Here is a 22356-nt window from a genome sequence, read left to right as displayed (position 1 = left end):
CTCCTAGTAAACTCCTTCGTATTCTATTATAATCATGTCATTACCAATTTTTTTTACATTTCTCCATGGTACTTCTAGTACCGATTTATCTTTTCTAAATCCTAAAAATCCTCTTTCCCTAGGGATTAATAAAGCTAGTATTTTTCCTGTAGTGTCTTCAATTATAAGGTCGCACTCTCCAACAACTCCTAATCTTTCTCCTGTAACTAAGTTTACAATCTCTTTACCTGCTACTTCAGATAAATTCATAAGTATCCCCCCATATAAACTAATATGTATCCAATATAGATAACCTTGATTATATGTCTAGTCTAGTTAGTCTAAAGTTATACCCTCTACATCTCTTCCTACAATACAGACTCCAATATTTTCTCTATTAAATACCTTGTCTATAATTAAGTCTATTCTAGCCTTGTCAATATTATTTATACTTTCTATAATATCATTAGGATTTTTCACCTTTTTTGTTAATACCATTGCTTTACCAATTGACATCATTCTACTGCTAGTACTCTCTAATCCAAGAATATAACTTCCTTTTAACTGTTCCTTACTTTCTTTTATCTCTTTATCTGTAAGATGATTCTGTCTTAGGTTGTCAATTTCTTCTAATACTAAATTATATACTTTTTTTAGATTTTCGTTACTCATACTAGCATAAATTCCAAGTTCTCCGCTTTTCCTATAAAGGCTAGGCGCAGAGTATATTGAGTATACTAGTCCTTTATTTTCCCTTATATTTTGAAATAATCTTGAGCTTATACTTCCTCCGAAAATATTATTTATTATAGATAATGCATAGGCATCTTCTCTACACTCTAGAGGAATAGCTTTTAAACTTATCGCTAAATTAACTTGTTCTGTATCTTTGTTTCTAGCTATAAAACACGGATGAAACTCAGGTTCAGTTATTTTGATATCTACATTTCCCATAGCTAAGTCTTTAAACTTGGATTCTATTAACTTTACCATTTCTTCAAATTTAAAGTTTCCGCTTATAGATATTACAGAGTTACTTGCTACATAATACTTATTGAAATACTCTTTTATAGTATTTCTATTCATATTATATAACGATTCTTCCGTACCAATTATATTCATACCTAAGGCATCAGTTTTGTATATTCCTTCCATAAGAAGATCGTATACTAAGTCCTCAGGAGAATCTTCATACATTTTTAATTCTTCTATTATAACTTGTCTTTCCTTATCTATATCCTTTTCATCAAACAAAGGATTTAAAAACATATCACTTAATATATCAATTCCAATGTCTATATGTTCATCTAATAACTTTACATAATAACAAGTACATTCCTTACTCGTAAAAGCATTTATTTGACCTCCTAAGTTATCTATAGTGCTTGCGATTTCTTTAGAAGTTCTATTTTTAGTACCTTTAAAAAGCATATGTTCTATAAAATGCGATATCCCACCTAGCTCTTCATTTTCTATTCTAGACCCTGCATTTACCCAAACACCTAATGTTATAGATTTTAGATAAGGTATCTCTTCCCCTATTATTGTTAGTCCATTACTCAATGTGTGCGTTTTATACATACTCATCCTCCAATTTTTGTGCATTAAAATATTTATGATAATCATATAAGCTTTTTATCTTAATCAATGTCTTTTAAATTATAAGTTAGTAAAGTCAATTATTCAATATCAAAATAATTTTATAAATTAAATACATCACTAAGTTTACCTGGCTTTAATTCCTTTTCTTCTATGATTTTTATTATATCATCAATTCCCTCTGCACTTGCATATGTAGGATGCATAAGTATTATGCTAGAATCTTTCATATCTTTAGATTTAACCCTTTGTATAATAACTTCAGGTTCTTGTCTATTTTTCCAATCTATTGTGTCTATATCCCATTTATAAGGTATATAACCTAAGTCGTTACACGCTTTTACTGTGTCTTTATTAAATGATCCTCCTGGAGCTTGAAAAAACTTAGTTTCTGTTTTTGTTATATTTTCAATTATTTCTTTTGATGTCTTTATTTGTTCGTAGTTTTTATCATAATCTAAAGTTCCATAGTCTAGATGTTTATATCCGTGATTTGCAATTTCATGTCCCTTTTTTTGAATTTCTAATAGAAGCTCAGGATTTTCTTCTGCCCATCTACCTGTTACAGCAAAAGTTATTTTAGCCTTTTTTTCATCTAATACTTTTAAAATTTTTTCTAAGTATTCAGTTTCCCACCCAAGGTCTACGTTGCAACTTATTGCAACGTATCCACTTTTTGCTTTTGTTCCACTGTAATATGGCTCACCAGCTCTATAAAACATGTTAAATGTAGGCTTAGATTTATCTTTTGTCATAAATGCAACGCCTATAATTGCTAATATTATAACTAATGCTATTATGAAAATTTTTTTTAGCTTTTTTTTATTAAGCACCATCATTATCATAAAAGTCCCTCCCAATATGTACAATTTATTTATTCATTAAATTGTATTAGGACAGTTTCCCTTTTATGCATTTTTATTATATATTATATATTCAAACTTCCCTATAACTTAAATTGCTTTTATTATTGCAAAAAATGCTTATTGTGGGGGCGCTCGATTAAAAGCTGTATATTTCCTTCACACGACAAGCTTTGCTTGTAAGTGTTTCGTCAATATACAGCTTTTAATCTTCGTTTCTTTTGTGAGGTGTAAATAAAAAAGGAGACATATCTAAGCGTTAGATATGTCTCCTTTTTTTATTTATATATAATCTAAACAGACTATAATTTATTTTTCTTTATTTTCTTTTGCTTCTTTAACTTCTTTTTTCTCTGGTTTTGGTAAAAGTGCTTTTCTAGATAAGTTAACTCTACCTTTTTCATCGATTTCAGTTACCTTAACTGTTACTTCATCACCTATGTTTAAAACATCCTCAACCTTATTTACTCTTTCATGAGCTATATGAGATATATGAAGTAATCCTTCTTTTCCTGGAAGTACTTCAACGAATGCTCCGAAATTCATTATTCTTGTTACTTTACCTGTGTAAGTTTCACCTACTTCAGCTTCTGCAACTATATTATTTATAAGTTCTTGAGCTTTAGCTATCATTTCAGCATCTATTCCACTTATAAATACTTCTCCAGTTTGTTCTATATCTATTTTAACTCCAGTTTCATCTATAATCTTAGTTATTATTTTTCCACCAGGTCCTATAACGTCTCTTATCTTATCTGGATTTATGTTCATTGTTACTATCTTAGGTGCATATTTAGAAAGCTCTGGTTTAGGAGCAGCTATAGTTTTTCTCATTTCATTTAATATATGAATTCTACCTACTTTAGCTTGCTTTAAAGCAGTTCTTAAAACTTCTTCATCTATACCAGCTATTTTTATATCCATTTGTATAGCAGTTATCCCGTGCTCAGTACCTGCAACTTTAAAGTCCATGTCTCCTAAGTGGTCTTCCATACCTTGTATATCTGAAAGTACTGCAACTTTATCATCATGTTTTATAAGTCCCATAGCTATACCTGCTACCATATCTTTTAATGGCACACCTGCATCTAAAAGAGATAATGTTGATCCACATACACTACCTTGAGATGTTGATCCATTAGAACTTAAAACTTCAGAAACAACTCTTATTGCATATGGGAAATCTTCTTTAGAAGGTATAACAGGAAGTAATGCTCTTTCAGCTAATGCTCCATGTCCTATCTCTCTTCTACCTGGACCTCTTGAAGGTCTAGCTTCTCCAACACTGTATGCTGGGAAGTTGTAATGATGCATATATCTTTTACTTTCTTCTTCATCAAGTCCATCAAGTATTTGAACATCACCTAAAGCTCCTAAAGTTGCTATAGACATTACTTGAGTTTGTCCTCTTGTAAATAATCCAGATCCATGAGCTCTTGGTATAAATCCATTATCACACCATATAGGTCTTATTTCATCTGGTTTTCTATTATCTGGTCTTACATTTTCATGTACTATAAGCTTTCTTACTTGCTCTTTTATTATAGCATGTAATGTTTCTTCTATATCTTGACCAAATTCTTCTACTATATCTTCAAAGTTTTCAAAAGTAGCTTCTTTTACTGCATCCATTTTTTCCATTCTTTCAAGCTTTTCTACAGTTTTAACCGCTTCTTTCATTTTATCTGTAGCAAATTCACGAACAGCTTTTTCTACGTCTGCATTTATTTCAAAAAGAGTAACTTCTATTTTTTCTTTTCCGACTTCAGCAACTATAGTCTCTATAAACTCAACAACTTTTTTAATTTCTTCATGAGCAAATAATATAGCTTCTAACATTAATTCATCTGGTATTTCTTCTGCACCTGCTTCAACCATCATTATAGCATCTTTCGTTCCTGATACTACAAGGTGTAGAGAACTCTTTTCTCTTTGCTCAGCAGTTGGATTTATAACAAATGCACCATCTACTAATCCTACTAATACAGATCCTGTAGGTCCATTAAATGGTATATCAGATATAGATAATGCTATAGATGAACCTATCATTGCTACTATATCAGGTGTACAATCTTGATCAACTGATAAAACTGTTGCTACTACTTGTACATCATTTCTAAATCCTTTCGGGAATAAAGGTCTTATAGGTCTATCTATAAGTCTTGATGTAAGTATAGCTTTTTCTGAAGGTTTTCCTTCTCTTTTTAAGAATCCTCCAGGTATCTTTCCTACTGAATATAATTTTTCTTCATAATCAACACTTAAAGGGAAGAAATCTATTCCATCTCTTGGTTGCGCTGACTTTGAAGTATTAACCATAACCATAGTCTCACCATACTGAAGTATGGCACTTCCACTAGCTAGTTCGGCAATTTTTCCTATTTCAACAGAAAGCTCTCTTCCTGCAAAATCCATTTTAAAAACTTTATGTTCAAACATTAATGCTTGTACCTCCTCTTTATTAAAAACCGCGTTTAGTATCCTATGTACTATCTTATCAAAAATACTATAATTTAACAACATAAAAGTAAATTACTAGCTTTCATCGATATAATTTAGAGATACAAAACGTAATTAGCAAATATTTGTTTTTATCTATTATTTGCTTATTATGTAAAATTTAATACATTTAATTTGAACAACTAATAGCAATTATATCCGGTCCTGTATGTGAACAAATACAAGCTCCTCCTCTAGTAAAGTAAAGTTTTTTAACTTTTAAACTTTCTTCTACTTCTTTTTGTAACACTTCAAAGTCACCTACATTAGCTCCGCACCCAATCATTACATTTTTATCTTCAAAATTGTCATATTGAGATTTTAATAAGTCTATTAGTGTATGTACTACATGCTTTTTTCCTCTTACCTTTGTAACTAACGCTATATTTCCATCTTTCATTGAAAATACAGGTTTAAGACTTAACATGTTACCTATTGCAGCTGTAGTTACAGAAACCCTTCCACTTCTTTTTAAGTATTCTAAGCTATCTGGCACAAAGAATAGATTCACACTTTCTCTTAATGCCTCTAACTCATTTATGATGCTCTTAGCATCCATATTTTGCTCTATAAGCTCACACGCTTTTATAACAAACTGACCACTTCCTAAGGATAGATTTAATGTGTCAAATATGTGTATTTCTCCTTCTGTATCATTTTTTGCCATCATAGCACTTTGATACGTTCCAGAAGATTTCGATGATCCATTTATACAAATTATTGAATATTCATCCTTATATTTATCAAATACCTCTTTAAATTGCATATATGTCGCTTGAGATGTTTTTGGTACGGTATGTATTTTCCTCATAGTATTATAAAATTCTTCATTTGTCATATCTATACCGTCTTTAAATTCATTGTCTTCTATAATTATAGTTAATGGAATTATTTCTATTTCATGTTTTTTTGCTAGCTCCATAGGAATATCACATAAACTATCGCATATTAATTTTATTTTCATAGCAAATCCCCTCCTAAAAGAAAAATTTCTATATAAATTATACTATTCCTTTATATATTTTAAACTAATTTTAGACAATTTGTAATTTTTTTGTCTATATTTGAAACTTAACTTTATTAAAGTATCTAAACAAAAAAAGAAGGCTTTAACCTTCTTTCTTTATCTAAATAATCTAATTATTTTCTTAATCCTAATTTAGCTATTAAAGCTCTGTATCCTTCTAAGTCTTTCTCTTTTAAGTAAGCTAATAAGTTTCTTCTCTTACCAACCATCTTTAAAAGACCTCTTCTTGAGTGGTGGTCTTTTTTATGAGTCTTTAAGTGACCGTTTAATTCATTTATTCTAGCTGTTAATAAAGCTATTTGTACTTCTGGAGAACCAGTATCTCCTTCAGCTCTTCCGAATTCTTTTATTATTTCAGTTTTGTTCATTTGTGAATACCTCCATTATTTTATTAAATCCCCAATTACTAAGCATTGATTGGAGTATTCAAATGCTGAGTAATGGTTTACGAATCTTATTTTACCATAAAGCATGTCTATTTGTAAACATACTTTTTGTATACAAAATTAACGTCTTTTCTCAATTGCGATTTCAATTCATCTAAAGAGTTAAACTTTTTTTCATCTCGTATTCTATCTAAAAATTCAACTCTTATTATTTCACCATATATTTCTTCATCAAAGTCAATTATATTTGTTTCTATAGATAATGCTTTTCCATTTACAGTAGGATTATATCCTATATTGGTTGCTCCATAGTAAACCTTATTTTTAATATATACTTTAACTGCATATATGCCATTTTTAGGTATAATCAACTTATCTTCAGCCTTTAGGTTGGCAGTTGGAAATCCAATTGTTCTTCCAATTTTTCTTGCATGTATAACTTCGCCTTCTAAAAAATAATTTCTACCTAAAAAATCTTTAATTTCACTTACATTACCATCATTTATAAGATTTCTTATATAACTACTGCTGACCCTTCTGCCTTTTATTTTTATCGGTTCTATTACTTTAACCTTCATATTATAATTTTTCCCAAGACTTTCAAGCAAGCTGGCATTTCCTTCTTTATTTCTAGCAAAAGTGAAATCATGCCCAACTATAACCATTTTACATTTTAGTTTTTCATGCAAAATAGTTTTTACAAAATCAGTCGCAGATATTTTTGTCATATATTCATCAAATGGGATCATAAAAACTATGTCCACACCTAGATCTTCAAATATCTTAACTTTCTCTTCATTTGTAATAATATGCTTTATAGAATCAGCTCTAAAATACCTCATAGGGTGATTTTCAAATGTAAATACTACACTTTTATAATTCTTTGTTTTTGCTTCTTTTACAGCTTCTTTAATAAGCTTTATATGGCCTTTATGAATACCATCAAAATTCCCAATAGTTACAACAGTATTTTCAACATTTATTACTTCATCTAATGATTTTATAATAGTCATAATAAATTCCCCACTACTTATATTCTATACAAATAGTTTATCACTTTTTAAGCATAATGTCCCATCAACTTTTAAGAATTTACCTACTCCTAAAAATTTTCCTTCACTATATACTCTTACAAATTCATCAGTTTCTTTAAAATCACCTTTTAAAAAACCTTTATTGTAAACTATAGCTCCATTTACATAAGACTTAACTGCAAGCGGATTTATATGTATACTATTAAAATTTGATAAAACATAATCGATATCATATAAATGTTCATCTAACATATTTTCTTTATAAAGTTCTTCTAATTGCTCTAAAGTTATAGCATTGTCTATATTAAATTTTCCTGATGAAGTTCTAAGTAAGAATGACATATGACCACCACAACCTAACTCTTTACCTATATCGTAGCATATACTTCTTACATAAGTTCCTTTAGAACACTTAACATAAAACATTACTTTATTTTCTTTAAATGATAAGATATTAAGCTCCTTTATGTTAACATCTCTATATTTAAGAGTAATTTCTTCAGCTCTTCCAGCTCTAACTAAATCACACATTCTTTTTCCATTTACTTTTAAAGCCGAATACATAGGAGGAAGTTGTTTAATTTCTCCCCTTTGAGTATCAAATGCTTTTTCAAGTTTTTCAATATTTATATCTTTAACTTCAGATCTTTCTACAATTTCACCTGATGAGTCATAAGTATCTGTAGTTATTCCTAAAGTCAGTTCACAGATGTATGACTTATCCTTATTAAGAATAAGTTCACTAACCTTTGTAGCTTTTCCTATACATATAGGTAGTACCCCTGATGCATCTGGATCAAGGGTACCTGTGTGACCAACTTTTTTTATATTTAATATTTTTCTAACCCTACCTACGACGTCATGAGATGTCATTCCCGTAGGTTTTAGTATATTTACTATTTTGTTCATATCAATCATCCTTAAATATGTTTTAAGACTTCGTCAATCACCATTTTTTTTGCATTTTCTATACTATCATTTATAGTACATCCTGAGGCTCTAACGTGGCCTCCTCCTCCAAATTTCTGTGCAATAGAACTAACATTCACATAGTTTTTAGATCTAAAACTTACTTTAATTTCATTTTCTGCTTTTTCTTTGAATAAAAGCCCTACTTCTACTCCATCTATATCTCTAGTATACGATGTAACTCCATCTGCGTCATTAAATGAAATATCATTTCTATTTAGCATATCTGTAGTTAATATCATACTAGCTATTTTACCATCTACAATATCTAATGTATCCAATGCTTCTCCTAGTAATTTATAATAATTATATGGATTACTTTGGAATATTTTTTGAATTATAAGATCCTTTTTAGCTCCTATAGTAACTAGATCATATGCCATTAAATAACTGCTTGGATTAGTATTTGAGTAAGAAAAATTACCTGTATCAGTTAAAAGTCCTGTATACAAATATGTAGCTATATTCTCATCTATCAATTGATCATTAATAGTATGAGAATACTCTTTAAGTAAATTGTAGACTAATTCACATGTAGATGATTCATTTGGATTTATATAATTTAAATCTCCGAAATTATCATTACTTGCATGATGATCTATGCATATTAATTTACTAACAGATGTTTTTATTTTGTCACTTACACAAATTCTATTAATATCTCCACAATCAAGAGATATTAAAGTGTAATCGCTTAAATTAACATCTGTTTCTTCTGATTTTAGTATGTTTACATTTTCAACTAAAAATCTTAAATTAACAGGTATACTATCATCAAGTACATATAATACATTTTTTCCTAATTTTTTTAAAACATAGTACATAGATAATGTTGATCCTATGTTGTCCCCATCTGGGCTATAATGAGAGGTAACAATAAAATTGTTACCCTCTTGTATAGCATTTATAATATTTTTCACATTTTTTTTCATTAATTATTCTCCTTGAGAATCATCTGAAAAATCTTTTTTATTTTTGCTGTTGTCTTCATTTACTTTCTTTATAAGACTTTCCATATACATTCCCTTTTCAATAGAATCATCAATCTTAAAGATAATTTCTGGAGTATGTCTAAGTTTTACATTTTTTCCTACTTCTTTTCTTATATATCCACAGGCACTCTTTAGACCTGCCATGCTTGATTCTTTATTTCCACCTAATATACTTACATAAACATAAGCATAACTTAAATCACTAGTTACCTCAACATCGGTAACACTTATAAGAGAATTTATTCTATAGTCTTTTATTCCACTTATAAGCATTGTACTTACAACTTTTCTTATTTCTTCGCCTATTCTTTGCGTTCTGCTATATGATGCCATAATATCGACCTCTTTTACTTACTATTTTAGTTTTCTTTCTACTTCTTTAGTTATATAAGCTTCTACTATGTCGCCTTCTTTTATATCATTGAAGTTAGTAAATGTTATACCACACTCATATCCATGATTTACTTCTTTTGCATCATCTTTAAATCTCTTTAATGCTGCTATTTCACCTTCATGGATTATTATTCCATCTCTAACAATTCTTACTTTACCATTTCTAAATATCTTACCACTTAATACATAAGACCCTGCTACTGTACCAACTCCAGATATTTTAAATGTATTTCTTACTTCTGCTTTACCTGTTTCTTCATCTACATACTCAGGATCTAACATACCTGTCATAGCAGCTTGTACGTCTTCTATAGCCTTGTATATTATTGTGTATGTTCTTATATCTACTTCTTCTTTTTTAGCCATTACTTCAGCTGTAGCTACTGGTCTTACGCTAAATCCTATTATTATAGCATTAGATGCTCTAGCTAGCATAACGTCAGACTCAGTTATTGCTCCAACACCACAGTGTATAACTCTAACAGCAACTTCTTCTGTAGATAATTTTTCTAATGATTGCTTAACAGCTTGAACAGATCCTTGAACGTCAGCTTTAACAACTACGTTTAACTCTTTAACTTCAGCATCTGACATTTGGCTAAAGAATTCATCAAGGCTTATTCTTTGATTAGATTTTAGCATTTCTTCTCTTGCTATATGTTGTCTCTTTTCAGCTACGTTTCTTGCTATTTTTTCAGTAGCAACTGCAACGAATTGATCTCCACCTTGTGGAACTTCTGATAATCCTAATATTTCAACTGCAGTAGCTGGTCCAGCAACTTTAACTCTTCTACCTTTATCGTTTATCATTGCTCTAACTTTTCCACAAGCAGTACCTGCAACTATAGGATCTCCAACTTTTAAAGTTCCTCCTTGAACAAGTACAGTTGCAACAGGTCCTCTTCCTTTATCAAGTTGAGCTTCTATAACTGTTCCTACTGCTCTTTTGTTTGGGTTAGCTTTTAATTCTTCCATCTCTGCAACTAATAATATCATTTCAAGTAATGTATCTATATTAGTTTGTTGTCTAGCTGATACAGGAACCGATATAACATCTCCACCCCAGTCTTCAACTAATAATCCTTGATCTGCTAATTCTTGTTTAACTCTGTCTACATTAGCATCTGGCTTATCTATTTTGTTTATAGCAACTATTATTGGTACCTCTGCTGCTTTAGCATGGTTTATAGCTTCTATTGTTTGAGGCATTATACCATCATCTGCAGCAACAACTAATATAGCCATATCTGTTACTTGTGCTCCTCTAGCTCTCATAGATGTGAAAGCCTCATGTCCTGGTGTATCTAAGAATACTATTTTTTCTCCATTTATAGTAACTTCAGATGCACCTATATGTTGAGTTATTCCACCCGCTTCTTTATTTGTTACACTTGTTGATCTTATAGCATCTAATAAAGATGTTTTACCGTGGTCAACATGTCCCATAACTGTAACGATAGGAGATCTCTTTACTAAATCTTCTTCTTTATCTTCTTCTATTTCCATTAATGCGTCTATTTCTGCTGCTTCTTGTTCTGATGTATCTTTTTCTACTAATTCAAATCCATAGTCTTTAGCTACTAAAGAAGCTATTTCAAAATTCAACTCTTGGTTTATTGTTGCCATAGTTCCCATTTTCATAAGCTTCATTATTATTTCTGTAACTGGTTTTTCTAAACTGTTAGCTAATTCTTGAACAGTTAAACTACCTTCCACAGATACTGTTGGAAGTCCACTTCCTTTAGCTTCTTCTAATAATTCCATAGCCATATCTGCATCTTCTTGACTTAACTCATCATTCTTATCATTTACGTTTATATCTAATTCTCCTAGTTTAGCTATAAGTTCTTCACTAGTAATTCCTAAATTTTCTGCTAATTGGTATACTCTTGTTGACACAAGACCACCCCCTATTATATTTTTGTATTTTCAATAAGTTCTAAAACCTTATTTGCAAAACTTGCGTCCTTAATTCCAACAACTGCTCTGGGAGCTTTTCCTATAGCTAACCCTAATTGCAATTTAGTTGAATATGTAACACAGTTTATATTTCTAAAAGATGTTTTATCTTTAAATAACTTTTTCGTGTTATTCGAAGCATCATCTGCTACTATAACTAGTTTTACCCTATTTTTTTTAATTTCAAGCATAGTTGAATCATCACCCGATACTAGTTTACCTGCGCGCTGTGCGAGACCTAGAAAAGAATAAATTTTTGCTTCATTATTATTCATTATCTTCAATCTCCTTAATTAGTGATTCATACACTTCTTCAGGAATTTCCATTTTGAAAGCTCTACTTAGGGCATTGCTTTTAATAGCTTTTTTTAAACATTCGCTACAGTTACAAATATATGCACCTCTACCGTTTGCTTTTCCTGTTTTATCTAAAAATATATGTCCTTCTTTATTCTTAACAATTCTTATTAACTCTTTTTTATTGTCTCTATCTTGACAAGCTATACACTTTCTCTGAGGAACTTTTTTTACCTTTTGCAAATGTATCACTCCTTATATCTAAGCATCTAGTTCATCTTGATTTGCTGCTTCTTTAGCTGCTTGAGTTTCACTTTTTATATCGATTTTCCAGTTAGTTAACTTAGCTGCAAGTCTAGCATTTTGACCTTCTTTACCTATAGCAAGTGATAATTGATAATCTGGAACTATAACTAAAGCACTCTTTTCTTCTTCATTTACATCTACAGACATAACTTTTGATGGGCTTAGAGCTGCTGATATAAATTCAACTGGGTTTTCACTGTACTTGATTATATCTATCTTTTCATCACCTAGTTCATCAACTATATTTTTAACTCTTGATCCTTTAGGTCCAACACATGCTCCTATTGGATCTATATTTTCATCTACTGAGCTAACTGCCATCTTAGTTCTAGATCCAGCTTCTCTTGCAATACTTTTAACTTGAACAGTCCCTTCAAATATTTCTGGAACTTCCATTTCAAATAGTCTCTTAACTAAACCTGGATGACTTCTTGAAACACTTATTTGAGGTCCTTTATTAGTTTTCTTCACTTCTAATATATAAACCTTTATTTTTTGTCCTGCTTGATAATGCTCTCCTGGTATTTGCTCCGCTTGAGTCATTATAGCTTCTATTCTTCCAAGATTTACGTGCACTATATTTTTGTTTACTCTAGCAACCTCTCCAGTAACTATTTCATCTTGTTTGTCTATAAACTCATTATATACTATATCTCTTTCAGCTTCTCTTATTCTTTGAACAACTACTTGCTTTGCAGTTTGAGCTGCTATTCTTCCGAATTCTGTAGTAGTTATCTCATTTTCTATTATATCACCAATTTCATAGTTAGGGCTTATTTGTCTAGCCTCATCTATTTCAATTTCTAAGAAAGTATCATAGATATCTTCTGAGTCAACAACTATTCTTTGAGAGTAAACCTTTACATCTCCTTTTTCTCTATCAAAATATACTCTAACATTTTGAGCAGATCCAAAGTTCTTTTTATAAGCAGTTAATAACGCTTGTTCTATAGTATCTATAAGTATTTCTTTATCTATTCCTCTATCTTTTTCTAATTCTTCTAATGCTTCTACAAACTCGTGGTTCATTTCTTTATCCTCCTATTTTTCGATATTAAGTTTTAATTAGAATTTTACAGCAAGTCTTATAAGTGCTATATCTTTTTTATCAAATTCCATCTCTTCACCGTCTACTATTAATTTAACTACTTTATTTTCAGCTAGTTCAACTAATTCCGCTTCAAAATGTTTTAATCCATTTATAGGTTTATATAATTTAACTTCTACATCTCTACCAGCATATCTTACAAAGTCTTTTTCTTTTTTAAGTGGTCTATCAAGTCCTGGTGAAGATACTTCTAAGAAGTAGTTTTCTTTTATTGGATCTTTTTCATCTAATATAGGGTTTATAGCTCTAGTTACAACTTCACAGTCGTTTAAAGATACACCCCCATCTTTATCTATAAATATTCTTAAGTAATATTCGCCCGCTTCTTTAACATATTCAACATCAACGATTTCGATGTTATTTTCATTAGTTATTGGAAGTACTAATTCTTCTATCATTGCCTCTGTACTTTTTTTCATTCGACTTACCTCCTATTCAGTTGTTATTTTATAGTCTATAAGTACTATAAATAAAAGAGTGAGAACTTTCCGTCTCACTCTTAGTTTTTACATTTTATACTATTTTATATACTATAATACCATACATTGTTTTTATTTGCAAACTTTCTAGTATTATTCAATGTTTTATCCTATTTTTAATAGCTTAAAATTTAATTTTTTTGAACTTTATTATCAATAAATTTATATATTCTATCAAAATATTCTTTTCCTAATATATCATATCCATTAACATGTTGAACTCCATCGATTAACCATAACTCTTTCTTGTTATGAGGTATATTGTCATAAATTATTTTGCTACTATTTGGAGAACATACTTTATCCTCTTTTCCATGTATTAAAAACATAGGAGTTGTAATATGCTGAACAGCTTTATATGGCTTTACGTCTTCATAACTAAATCCAGATTTAACTTTTGTATATAAATTACCCATAAATTTAGCATATCCAACAGGTAATAGAGGTATATCTTCATCTTCAATTCCTAGTCTTATCGCATCTTGCATCTCATGATAAGGAGAATCTGCTATATAAAAATCTACATACTTATTTTTTTCATTAATTTTTGAATGCATAACAACCGTTGCAGCTCCCATCGAATGTCCATGAGCTCCTAATAACCCATTTGGATATTTTTTCTTTACAAACTTGGCTACATTTTCTAAATCATATCTTTCATAAAGTCCAAATGTATAATTATTTCCACCAGTATGGCCTGTATGTCTTTGGTTATATAGCATTACATTGTAACCATGTTCTAAATATTCATATGCCTTTTCTAGATATTCATAATAATTACTTTCAATTCCATGAACTAAGATTATGCTTTTATCGGTAGGTGTATTTGACTTTATAAATTTACCTTCTATTTTGTATCCATTTTCAGGTGAGTTTATAAAAACATCTTCATACTTATATTTTTTTAACCTATCCAAAGGCTTCCCTTCTCTATGTGAAAAAACTTCTACTATATCTTCATTTTTTATTTTTTGACTAGATCCAACAGATCCATCATACACTAAATACCCTACTACACAAGATCCTATTAATAAAACTAAACTGATTAAAAACACTACTAAAATTGACTTCTTCATTAATCCCTCCCATTTTATCACTTGGTACTAATACTTAGTATACAATAAAATCAAATTCTTTTCTACTTTTTTAACACAAAAAAACAAGCTATTATTAGCTTGTCTATAATTGGAGCTAGTGATAGGAATCGAACCTACAACCTGCTGATTACAAGTCAGCTGCTCTACCGTTGAGCCACACTAGCGGATATGGCGGGAATAACAGGACTCGAACCTGTGACCCATTGATTAACAGTCAATTGCTCTACCAACTGAGCTATATTCCCATTTTATTTTGGAGGCGACACCCAGATTCGAACTGGGGATCAAGGAGTTGCAGTCCACTGCCTTACCACTTGGCTATGTCGCCTCATTTCTTACAGTATTATTATATTATGTTTTTTAAATTTTGTTAACCTTTTTTATTAATTTTTTCACTTTTTCTTTCGATTTTTTTCGACACTTAGCATGTACATAACTTCAGTTTATCATTTCCTTTTTTAATTAGATAAAATCCTACTATTAAATATATTACATTCATCCATAATCCTATTGGATTTGGTATTATAATTAAAAAATTATTTAATATATGGGTAAATATAGTTGCTTTAATAGACTTAGTATAATAATAAATTAAACCTAATATTATTCCTCCTCCAAATGCAGCTACACCTTGTATAATATTTAAGTGAACAATTCCAAATATCAAAGCTGAATATACTATAGCTTTTATAGGTCTATTACTAAATTTTTCTAATAGCTTTCCAAGTAAAATTTTTCTAAAGATTAATTCTTCAATTATAGGACCTATTATAATAACTTGAATACTAATTACTATCGTATTTATGATAGTAGCATTTTGCATATATGTATTGAAAATATTTTTAGATGGAACTATATGTAAATATAAAATCCAATTTGATATTATAACACTTTTCACTAAAACGAATCCTAAAATCATGCATATACAACTCACCATACTTTTTTTTAATAAAAACCTACTTTTACTTTCATTAAACTCCTTATTTTTCCCCGGAAATATTTTTTTCGATATTTTTAAGCAAATAAAAATTATTAAAACATCACAAATTCCTATAATCAACGAAATTAAGTTTGTATTCATAGTAATTCCCCCTTTTTATATTCATTTTAATTATATACTCAAAGTCCTCATATGTACAAATAGGATTATAACTCACAAGTTTCCATAAGCTATAATCCTATTTATTAGAATAATGATAATTGATTCTTATCACTCATATTTTCTAAAGATCCATGATTTGTTAAAGTTTCAATTACAGTTTTTGAAATTTTAGTTCTCTTTCTAAGATCTTCTTTAGATATAAATTCTCCATTATCCCTTTCATTTTGAATATTTATTGCTGCATTCTCTCCCACCCCTTGTAGAGCTATCATAGGTGGCAATAAAGTTTTTTCACCTACAACTTGGAAATTTTTAGCATCCGATTTATATATATCAACTGGTATTATCTTTATACCTCTTGCATACATTTCAAGAGCAACTTCTAAAACTGTTAGCATATTTTTTTCTTTAGTAGTTGCTTCATTTCCTAATTCTTCAATTTCTCTTATTTTTGATTTTATCGCCCCTAATCCTTTTACAATTAAATCTGCATCAAAATCTTCTGCCTTAGTTGTAAAATAAGTTGCATAAAAAGCTTCTGGATAATGAACCTTGCAATATGCAAGTCTAAATGACATCATTACATATGCAACAGCATGCGCTTTAGGGAACATGTATTTAATTTGTTGGCATGACCATATATACCACTCTGGGACATCATTTTTCTCCATTTCTTCTATATGCTCAGGTTTTAACCCTCTACCTTTTCTAACACTTTCCATTATTGTAAAGGCCATTTTTGGAGGTAATCCTTTAAATATAAGGTAGTTCATTATATCGTCACGAGTAGATATAACATCCTTAAGACCTACTATTTCCTTTTGAACTAACTCTTGAGCATTATTTAGCCAAACGTCAGTACCATGAGAAAGCCCAGATATACGAACAAGCTCTGCAAATGTAGTTGGCTTAGTATCAAGTAGCATTTGTCTAACGAACTTAGTTCCAAACTCTGGTATTGCTAGTGACCCTATTGGACAATTTATTTCTTCTGGTGTTACTCCTAATGCATCTGTTGATGTAAATAATGACATAGTTTCTTTATCATCTAATGGTATTGTTGTGGCATCTATCCCTGTTATATCTTCAAGCATTCTTATTATGGTCGGCACATCGTGCCCTAGTATGTCTAGTTTAAGTATTCTACCACTTATAGAGTGATAGTCAAAGTGAGTAGTTATTACTCCACATGAAGTATCATTTGCAGGATATTGTATAGGCGTAAAATCATACACATCTTTGTAATGAGGAACAACCATAACGCCACCAGGATGTTGCCCTGATGTTCTTTTTACTCCTGTACATCCATTTGCTAACCTTAATGCTTCTGCTGAAGTAGTGTTTATATTATTTTCCTCTATATATTTTTTAGCATATCCAAACGCTGTTTTTTCTGCTACTGTACCTATAGTTCCAGCTCTATAAACATATCCTTCACCAAATAATTCCTCTGTATATTTATGAATTATTGGCTGATAATCACCAGAGAAGTTTAAGTCTATATCCGGTTCTTTATCTCCTTCAAATCCTAAGAAAACTTCAAACGGTATATCATGACCATCTTTTTTTAGAGGCCTTCCACACTTTGGACAATCTTTATCTGGCAAGTCTGCTCCTGATCCCCACTCCCCTATTTCATAAAAATAAGAATATTTACATTCTTCATTTTCGCATATATAGTGAGCAGGTAATGGATTAACTTCTGTTATATCACTCATAGTAGCCGCAAAAGATGACCCAACCGATCCCCTAGATCCAACTAAATATCCATCTCTTAATGACTTAGTAACAAGTTTTTGAGAAATGATGTACATAACCGCATACCCATTTCCAATTATAGAGTTTAATTCTCTATCTAATCTTGCTTCAACTACTTCTGGCATAGGATCACCATAAATTCTTTTTGCCTTTTCATAGCACATTTCCCTAAGTTCTACATCAGAGCCTTCTATTACAGGTGGATATGTATCATCCGGGATTGGTTTTATATCCTCAATCATATCTGCTATTTTATTAGTATTTGCTACAACTACTTCGTACGCTTCTACTGGATCTAAATAGCTGAATTCTTCTAGCATCTCATCTGTAGTCCTAAAATGAAGATATGTTTCTTCCTCATCTACTTTAAACCCTTGAGAATTTTTCAAAACTTTTCTAAGAACAGCTTCATGCTTATCCAAGAAATGTACATCTCCTGTAGCTACTGGTATTTTATTAAACTTCTTAGCTACATTGATTAATTTTCTGTTTAACTCCCTTAATTCTTCTTCGTCTTTAACTTCACCTTTTTCAATCATGAACCTATTATTATCAATTGGCATAACTTCTATATAGTCATATAGATCTATTATCTTTTCTATTTCTTCGTCTGGTAAATTTTTCTTAACAGCAGCGAATACTTGTCCTGCTTCACATGCAGACCCTATTATTAAACCTTCTTTATGCTTTTCTAATACACTCCTTAATATCCTAGGAGCTCTGTAAAAATGATTTACATGTGCATCCGATACAATCTTATATAAGTTTTTTAATCCAGTGTAATTTTTAGCAAGTAAAGTTATATGGTTTGTTGCAATCTTTGTATAGTCAAGGCCTCCAAGTTTTTCATTTACATCACTTAACTTTTCAACACCTTCTTTTTTAAGCATTTCTAAAAACTTTATAAATATATGGGCTGTAGCCTCTGCATCGTCTACTGCTCTATGATGATTCAAAAGAGGTATTCCTAATGCTTTAGCAATAAGGTTCAATCTATGTCTTTTTAATTGTGGTAATAAAACCCTAGCTAAAGTCAACGTATCTACACTCTTATTTTTAAACTCTAAACCTTGTTCTCTACTTTTTTGAGATATAAATCCCATATCAAAATCCGCATTGTGTGCAACTAAAACATCGTCACCTACAAATTCTAAAAACTTAGGTAGTATAGCCTCTATCGTTGGTTTATCTGCTACTAAGTCATTAGTAATTCCTGTTAATTCCTGTATTTTATACGATATGTCCGTTTCAGGATTTACCAACTCACTAAATCTATCTACAACTTTAAAGTTTTCTATTTTAACAGCACCAATCTCCGTTATCTTATCATTTGTATTAGAAAATCCAGTGGTTTCTATATCAAATACTACAAAACTTTGAGATAGCTCTTTATCATTTGGATCTTTTATTATAGGAACTTCATCTTCTGCTAAATATCCTTCAACACCATAAATAGCCTTTATACCATGTTTTTTAGCCGCGTCCATAGCCTCTGGAAATGCTTGTACCACTCCATGATCTGTTATAGCTATTGCAGGATGCCCCCATTTCGCAGCTCTCTCAACTAGTTTTTTTGTTGGACATATAGCATCCATTGATGACATTTGAGTATGAGCATGAAGCTCAACTCTTTTAACATCTGACTTATCTATACGTTCTTCTTTAACTTCTTGTTTTATCCCACTTATAGTCATAGTTAGTTCTCTCTGATAGTTATCATAAAGTGCATCACCTTTTATTTTTAAGTACGCACCTTTAGTTACTGAATCTATAACTTTATCTTTATTCATATCATTTAAGAACAGTTTACAACTTATTGAACTTGTGTAATCTGTTACTGCTGCTATTAAAAGAACTTTACCATTTCTTAACTCTTTTAATTCAACATCAAAAACTTCACCTATTACACACACAGTTCCTGAATTAGGGTTTAATCTATTTATTTTTTCAACTGGAGCATTTACATTTTCTCCATAAATATATTCTTCTTTTGATAAAGCTACTATAGCTTCATTTCCTTCAATTTCAGCTTCATTTTCATCGTCTAATTCTAATGATTCTGCTATTCTTTCTTTTACCATTTGTTCAACTAAATTATCATTTTTCATAATTAATTTTTCTACATCAGGTCCTCGATTAACAGATTTTTCAAAAACTATGTCTATTTCGATTCCAGCCTCTTCTGCTAATACATTTTTTAAAACCTGTATAGCATTTTGATTTGTAAGTCTCCTATAAAATAAATCTGATGGTAACTTTATTTTTAACGTATCATCTATACACATATACTCAACTTTTTTCACCCAACCACTTAGTGATGGACATAAATTAATTAATATATGTAGTATATTTGACCAATATTTTTTTATGATATCTTTTGTTTTCTGTTTTTCTAATTTAACATACCTTACTTTAATTTTCACATCACTAAAGTAGTCAAGCTTTTCCTTAATTTCTTCTCTTAGCATGTCTGTGTATATATAACTGATTATATTTTTTGAAGATAAATATATATATATTATTTTTTCTTCCTTAAAGTATATTACTTTTGTTACATCTACATCTGCTAATTGTTTGTTTAAAATATTATTTTCTATTTCAAGTTTTTCTAAATAATCTTTAATAGTTTCCATAAGAAGTTCCCTCCTCTCCATCAAATCATTATATCATATATACTACTTTTTTTATTAGGATTAGCTACAAAATATATATTTTTTAATAATATATTAGTAAGTAAGTTAGATGACACATTTAAGGTGGTGATTTCATGGATAACGTTGATAGCGTTTTAATAAATAAAATTTTACTTTCTTATGAAGATTTAGGAGAAAAAAAAATAATAAAAGAAATTGTAAAAAGTGTAAATGTTAATAAAAAATTATATATGCTTTATTTTAAAAAAAGATTCATACCTATATGTACCCTGCCTAGGTTAAGACTTATACTAGTTTCAAAGCAGGGATTTGTATCTTTTTGTTATAACTTTTTTTCATTCTTACATTCTAAAAACATTTTTTTAAACATATCTAGTAAAAACATTTTTTCTATAGCTAAATTTGTTATATATCATGAGATTGGCCATATACTGGATTCAAGCATAGATGCTAGCAGGGCTGAATACAGTCAATTAATCAAAATCTTTATAAATAAACTTGTTGAATATGATATAGATATAGATATAGAAAATCTTCATAAAAAAAGCTTGCCGGTTGATTTAGAAGAATGTGTTATAAATCTAAAGAAAAATCTTATAAATAGAGAGTCTATAGCTTGGTCTATAGCGCATAGACTTATAGACTTTGAGGATAAAAATGAAGAGTTTATTTTTGATAATATGAGAGAGTATGCATTAGCTACTTATAATTTTGGCAATATAAAAAATATTATTAGTGAAAACAACATAGATGTTTTTTTAAAGTATAAAAGAATTGCGTAAAAAATGAGGGGATCCCCCTCATTTTTTTATTTTTTATGAACTGGAACTTCATAAACTAAATTGCTAGTTGTGTCATACATTCCTACCAATTTATTCATTACTCCTGATATAGCATTTGCCCAGTTTACATCTGTAGCATATTGATGCCATAAATTTTCATAGCTCCATCTCATTTTATATAAAGTGTTTTGTCCGTATTTACTACTATGTATGTAATTTGAAGATAACCACTTAGCTGAACCATCTATAGTTTTTTCAACTGTTGTCCATCCATTTTTATATGCAGCTTCAGCACCTGAAAGATTTGCAGTTCCATCGAATGCTCCAATTCCAAAGAAGTTATAAACTTTTACAGGTTGAGGTAGTGGTTTCCCTTGATAAGATGTTAAAACTTGTCCTTGTGCAAGAGTAGATCTTCCATAACCTGTTTCTAACATAGAATGTCCTACTAAGTATACTAAATCTATATTATGTTTTTGCGCAGCATTTATAAATGCTTGTCCTTGATTATAGAAAACATTAGATCCTCCTGATGTAGGACTTAAACTATTTAAATATCCATTTAATTCACTTGCAGTTATCCCACCTTTATAGCTATCTAATCTTAAAAATTGTAGCATACTACTCTTACTGCCTGTAAAGTTACTTGGGTTTATATAGTGTTCTATATCAGATCTACTAGCTTGTACAAACCCACGTGATGCAATCATATTTCCATTCCCTTTCGTAACTTGTTGGTTAACATGTTGTGTTAAAGTATAGCTTACAGGCGTATTATTAACTGTAGCTCCATCTACAACCTCAGAGCTACCTCCTCCACCTGTGCTTCCTCCACTATAGTCTTTTAAGTAGTCACTTGATACGTAACCTTCTTTTCCGTTGAATTTAATTTTTGACCATCCATTACTTTCTGATATTACCTCTACTACTTCATTTTGTCTTAGAGATCCTATTTTACTACTACTTGTTGATGGCCCACTTCTCACATTTAACGACGTTGCTGTTACTATTTTATTATTACTTGGATTTGGATTTTCACTTCCTCCACCAGTATTTCCACCATCAGAGTCTTT

The 22356-nt window shown here is 30.1% G+C and carries 20 protein-coding genes and 3 tRNA genes; 1 reads left to right on the top strand and 22 read right to left on the bottom strand.

Going from position 1 to position 22356, the window contains the following annotated elements; translation table 11 throughout:
* Positions 1 to 3: 3 nt before the first annotated feature.
* The 21 genes from GFJ41_RS00115 to GFJ41_RS00015 all read right to left on the bottom strand — a co-directional run bounded on the left by GFJ41_RS00115 (position 4) and on the right by GFJ41_RS00015 (position 20480).
* Entirely contained in the window at positions 4 to 249 is a 246-nt protein-coding gene (locus tag GFJ41_RS00115) for a YlmC/YmxH family sporulation protein (RefSeq protein ID WP_021428747.1), read from the bottom strand.
* A 66-nt stretch (positions 250 to 315) separates the two neighbouring features.
* Positions 316 to 1560 carry a M16 family metallopeptidase gene (locus tag GFJ41_RS00110; protein ID WP_170074319.1) on the bottom strand — a complete coding sequence of 415 codons (1245 nt, stop codon included), beginning with the start codon at positions 1558 to 1560 and terminating at the stop codon, positions 316 to 318.
* A 119-nt stretch (positions 1561 to 1679) separates the two neighbouring features.
* Positions 1680 to 2423 (bottom strand): polysaccharide deacetylase family protein, encoded by a 744-nt coding sequence (locus GFJ41_RS00105; protein ID WP_170074318.1) that lies wholly within the window; start codon positions 2421 to 2423, stop codon positions 1680 to 1682.
* A 327-nt stretch (positions 2424 to 2750) separates the two neighbouring features.
* A complete protein-coding gene (locus GFJ41_RS00100) occupies positions 2751 to 4880 on the bottom strand; it encodes a polyribonucleotide nucleotidyltransferase (protein ID WP_170074317.1) in 2130 nt (709 codons plus the stop codon).
* 190 nt (positions 4881 to 5070) lie between these two features.
* Positions 5071 to 5904 (bottom strand): DegV family protein, encoded by an 834-nt coding sequence (locus GFJ41_RS00095; protein WP_170074316.1) that lies wholly within the window; start codon positions 5902 to 5904, stop codon positions 5071 to 5073.
* A gap of 176 nt (positions 5905 to 6080) precedes the next feature.
* Positions 6081 to 6335 (bottom strand): 30S ribosomal protein S15, encoded by a 255-nt coding sequence (gene rpsO / locus GFJ41_RS00090; protein WP_035114144.1) that lies wholly within the window; start codon positions 6333 to 6335, stop codon positions 6081 to 6083.
* 107 nt (positions 6336 to 6442) lie between these two features.
* Positions 6443 to 7366 carry a bifunctional riboflavin kinase/FAD synthetase gene (locus tag GFJ41_RS00085; protein ID WP_170074315.1) on the bottom strand — a complete coding sequence of 308 codons (924 nt, stop codon included), beginning with the start codon at positions 7364 to 7366 and terminating at the stop codon, positions 6443 to 6445.
* 24 nt (positions 7367 to 7390) lie between these two features.
* Positions 7391 to 8296: a tRNA pseudouridine(55) synthase TruB gene (gene truB / locus GFJ41_RS00080; protein WP_053831186.1), complete on the bottom strand. Its 906-nt coding sequence runs from the start codon at positions 8294 to 8296 to the stop codon at positions 7391 to 7393.
* Between the two features lie 11 nt (positions 8297 to 8307).
* Positions 8308 to 9288, bottom strand: a complete 981-nt coding sequence (locus tag GFJ41_RS00075; RefSeq protein ID WP_170074314.1) for a DHH family phosphoesterase — start codon at positions 9286 to 9288, stop codon at positions 8308 to 8310.
* A gap of 3 nt (positions 9289 to 9291) precedes the next feature.
* Positions 9292 to 9681, bottom strand: a complete 390-nt coding sequence (gene rbfA, locus GFJ41_RS00070; protein ID WP_021428779.1) for a 30S ribosome-binding factor RbfA — start codon at positions 9679 to 9681, stop codon at positions 9292 to 9294.
* A 21-nt stretch (positions 9682 to 9702) separates the two neighbouring features.
* Entirely contained in the window at positions 9703 to 11640 is a 1938-nt protein-coding gene (gene infB, locus GFJ41_RS00065) for a translation initiation factor IF-2 (RefSeq protein WP_148551105.1), read from the bottom strand.
* Positions 11641 to 11654: 14 nt separating this feature from the next.
* Positions 11655 to 11975: a L7Ae/L30e/S12e/Gadd45 family ribosomal protein gene (locus tag GFJ41_RS00060; RefSeq protein WP_025162355.1), complete on the bottom strand. Its 321-nt coding sequence runs from the start codon at positions 11973 to 11975 to the stop codon at positions 11655 to 11657.
* Complete coding sequence (gene rnpM, locus GFJ41_RS00055; protein WP_021428756.1) at positions 11968 to 12240, bottom strand: RNase P modulator RnpM; 273 nt, start codon at positions 12238 to 12240, stop codon at positions 11968 to 11970. The genes GFJ41_RS00060 and rnpM overlap by 8 nt, the downstream gene beginning before the upstream one ends.
* Positions 12241 to 12258: 18 nt before the next feature.
* Positions 12259 to 13332 (bottom strand): transcription termination factor NusA, encoded by a 1074-nt coding sequence (gene nusA, locus GFJ41_RS00050; protein WP_021428826.1) that lies wholly within the window; start codon positions 13330 to 13332, stop codon positions 12259 to 12261.
* A gap of 36 nt (positions 13333 to 13368) precedes the next feature.
* On the bottom strand, positions 13369 to 13830 hold the full coding sequence (gene rimP, locus GFJ41_RS00045) for a ribosome maturation factor RimP (RefSeq protein ID WP_021428857.1): 462 nt from the start codon (positions 13828 to 13830) through the stop codon (positions 13369 to 13371).
* Between the two features lie 191 nt (positions 13831 to 14021).
* The gene (locus GFJ41_RS00040) at positions 14022 to 14966 is read right to left on the bottom strand and encodes an alpha/beta hydrolase (RefSeq protein WP_170074313.1); all 945 of its coding nucleotides are present in this window, start codon (positions 14964 to 14966) and stop codon (positions 14022 to 14024) included.
* A gap of 110 nt (positions 14967 to 15076) precedes the next feature.
* Positions 15077 to 15151: transfer RNA gene (locus GFJ41_RS00035), tRNA-Thr, on the bottom strand.
* A gap of 5 nt (positions 15152 to 15156) precedes the next feature.
* Positions 15157 to 15232, bottom strand: a tRNA-Asn gene (locus GFJ41_RS00030).
* Between the two features lie 9 nt (positions 15233 to 15241).
* Positions 15242 to 15315: transfer RNA gene (locus GFJ41_RS00025), tRNA-Cys, on the bottom strand.
* A 93-nt stretch (positions 15316 to 15408) separates the two neighbouring features.
* A complete protein-coding gene (locus tag GFJ41_RS00020) occupies positions 15409 to 16068 on the bottom strand; it encodes a CPBP family intramembrane glutamic endopeptidase (RefSeq protein WP_170074312.1) in 660 nt (219 codons plus the stop codon).
* 104 nt (positions 16069 to 16172) lie between these two features.
* A complete protein-coding gene (locus GFJ41_RS00015; RefSeq protein WP_170074311.1) occupies positions 16173 to 20480 on the bottom strand; it encodes a PolC-type DNA polymerase III in 4308 nt (1435 codons plus the stop codon).
* A 134-nt stretch (positions 20481 to 20614) separates the two neighbouring features.
* On the opposite strand from GFJ41_RS00015, the gene GFJ41_RS00010 reads away from it, so the two are divergent.
* Positions 20615 to 21283 (top strand): hypothetical protein, encoded by a 669-nt coding sequence (locus GFJ41_RS00010; RefSeq protein WP_148551109.1) that lies wholly within the window; start codon positions 20615 to 20617, stop codon positions 21281 to 21283.
* 26 nt (positions 21284 to 21309) lie between these two features.
* Here GFJ41_RS00010 and GFJ41_RS00005 read toward each other — a convergent pair.
* Positions 21310 to 22356 (bottom strand): SH3 domain-containing protein (locus GFJ41_RS00005; protein WP_170074310.1); only part of this gene is annotated, 1047 nt, incomplete at its 5' end.

The sequence above is a fragment of the Paraclostridium dentum genome (assembly GCF_012922555.1).
GTDB classification, from domain to species: Bacteria; Bacillota; Clostridia; order Peptostreptococcales; family Peptostreptococcaceae; genus Paraclostridium; species Paraclostridium dentum.
Note: the sequence above shows the minus strand (reverse complement) of the source record. Positions and strands in the feature narration are given on the sequence as shown.

Excerpts from the sequence above, each read along its gene's own strand:
- GFJ41_RS00115 (WP_021428747.1), bottom strand. The coding sequence starts at position 249 with ATGAATTTATCTGAAGTAGCAGGTAAAGAGATTGTAAACTTAGTTACA.
- GFJ41_RS00110 (WP_170074319.1), bottom strand. The coding sequence starts at position 1,560 with ATGTATAAAACGCACACATTGAGTAATGGACTAACAATAATAGGGGAA.
- GFJ41_RS00105 (WP_170074318.1), bottom strand. The coding sequence starts at position 2,423 with ATGATAATGATGGTGCTTAATAAAAAAAAGCTAAAAAAAATTTTCATA.
- GFJ41_RS00100 (WP_170074317.1), bottom strand. The coding sequence starts at position 4,880 with ATGTTTGAACATAAAGTTTTTAAAATGGATTTTGCAGGAAGAGAGCTT.
- GFJ41_RS00095 (WP_170074316.1), bottom strand. The coding sequence starts at position 5,904 with ATGAAAATAAAATTAATATGCGATAGTTTATGTGATATTCCTATGGAG.
- rpsO (WP_035114144.1), bottom strand. The coding sequence starts at position 6,335 with ATGAACAAAACTGAAATAATAAAAGAATTCGGAAGAGCTGAAGGAGAT.
- GFJ41_RS00085 (WP_170074315.1), bottom strand. The coding sequence starts at position 7,366 with ATGACTATTATAAAATCATTAGATGAAGTAATAAATGTTGAAAATACT.
- truB (WP_053831186.1), bottom strand. The coding sequence starts at position 8,296 with ATGAACAAAATAGTAAATATACTAAAACCTACGGGAATGACATCTCAT.
- GFJ41_RS00075 (WP_170074314.1), bottom strand. The coding sequence starts at position 9,288 with ATGAAAAAAAATGTGAAAAATATTATAAATGCTATACAAGAGGGTAAC.
- rbfA (WP_021428779.1), bottom strand. The coding sequence starts at position 9,681 with ATGGCATCATATAGCAGAACGCAAAGAATAGGCGAAGAAATAAGAAAA.
- GFJ41_RS00060 (WP_025162355.1), bottom strand. The coding sequence starts at position 11,975 with ATGAATAATAATGAAGCAAAAATTTATTCTTTTCTAGGTCTCGCACAG.
- nusA (WP_021428826.1), bottom strand. The coding sequence starts at position 13,332 with ATGAACCACGAGTTTGTAGAAGCATTAGAAGAATTAGAAAAAGATAGA.
- rimP (WP_021428857.1), bottom strand. The coding sequence starts at position 13,830 with ATGAAAAAAAGTACAGAGGCAATGATAGAAGAATTAGTACTTCCAATA.
- GFJ41_RS00040 (WP_170074313.1), bottom strand. The coding sequence starts at position 14,966 with ATGAAGAAGTCAATTTTAGTAGTGTTTTTAATCAGTTTAGTTTTATTA.
- GFJ41_RS00020 (WP_170074312.1), bottom strand. The coding sequence starts at position 16,068 with ATGAATACAAACTTAATTTCGTTGATTATAGGAATTTGTGATGTTTTA.
- GFJ41_RS00015 (WP_170074311.1), bottom strand. The coding sequence starts at position 20,480 with ATGGAAACTATTAAAGATTATTTAGAAAAACTTGAAATAGAAAATAAT.
- GFJ41_RS00010 (WP_148551109.1), top strand. The coding sequence starts at position 20,615 with ATGGATAACGTTGATAGCGTTTTAATAAATAAAATTTTACTTTCTTAT.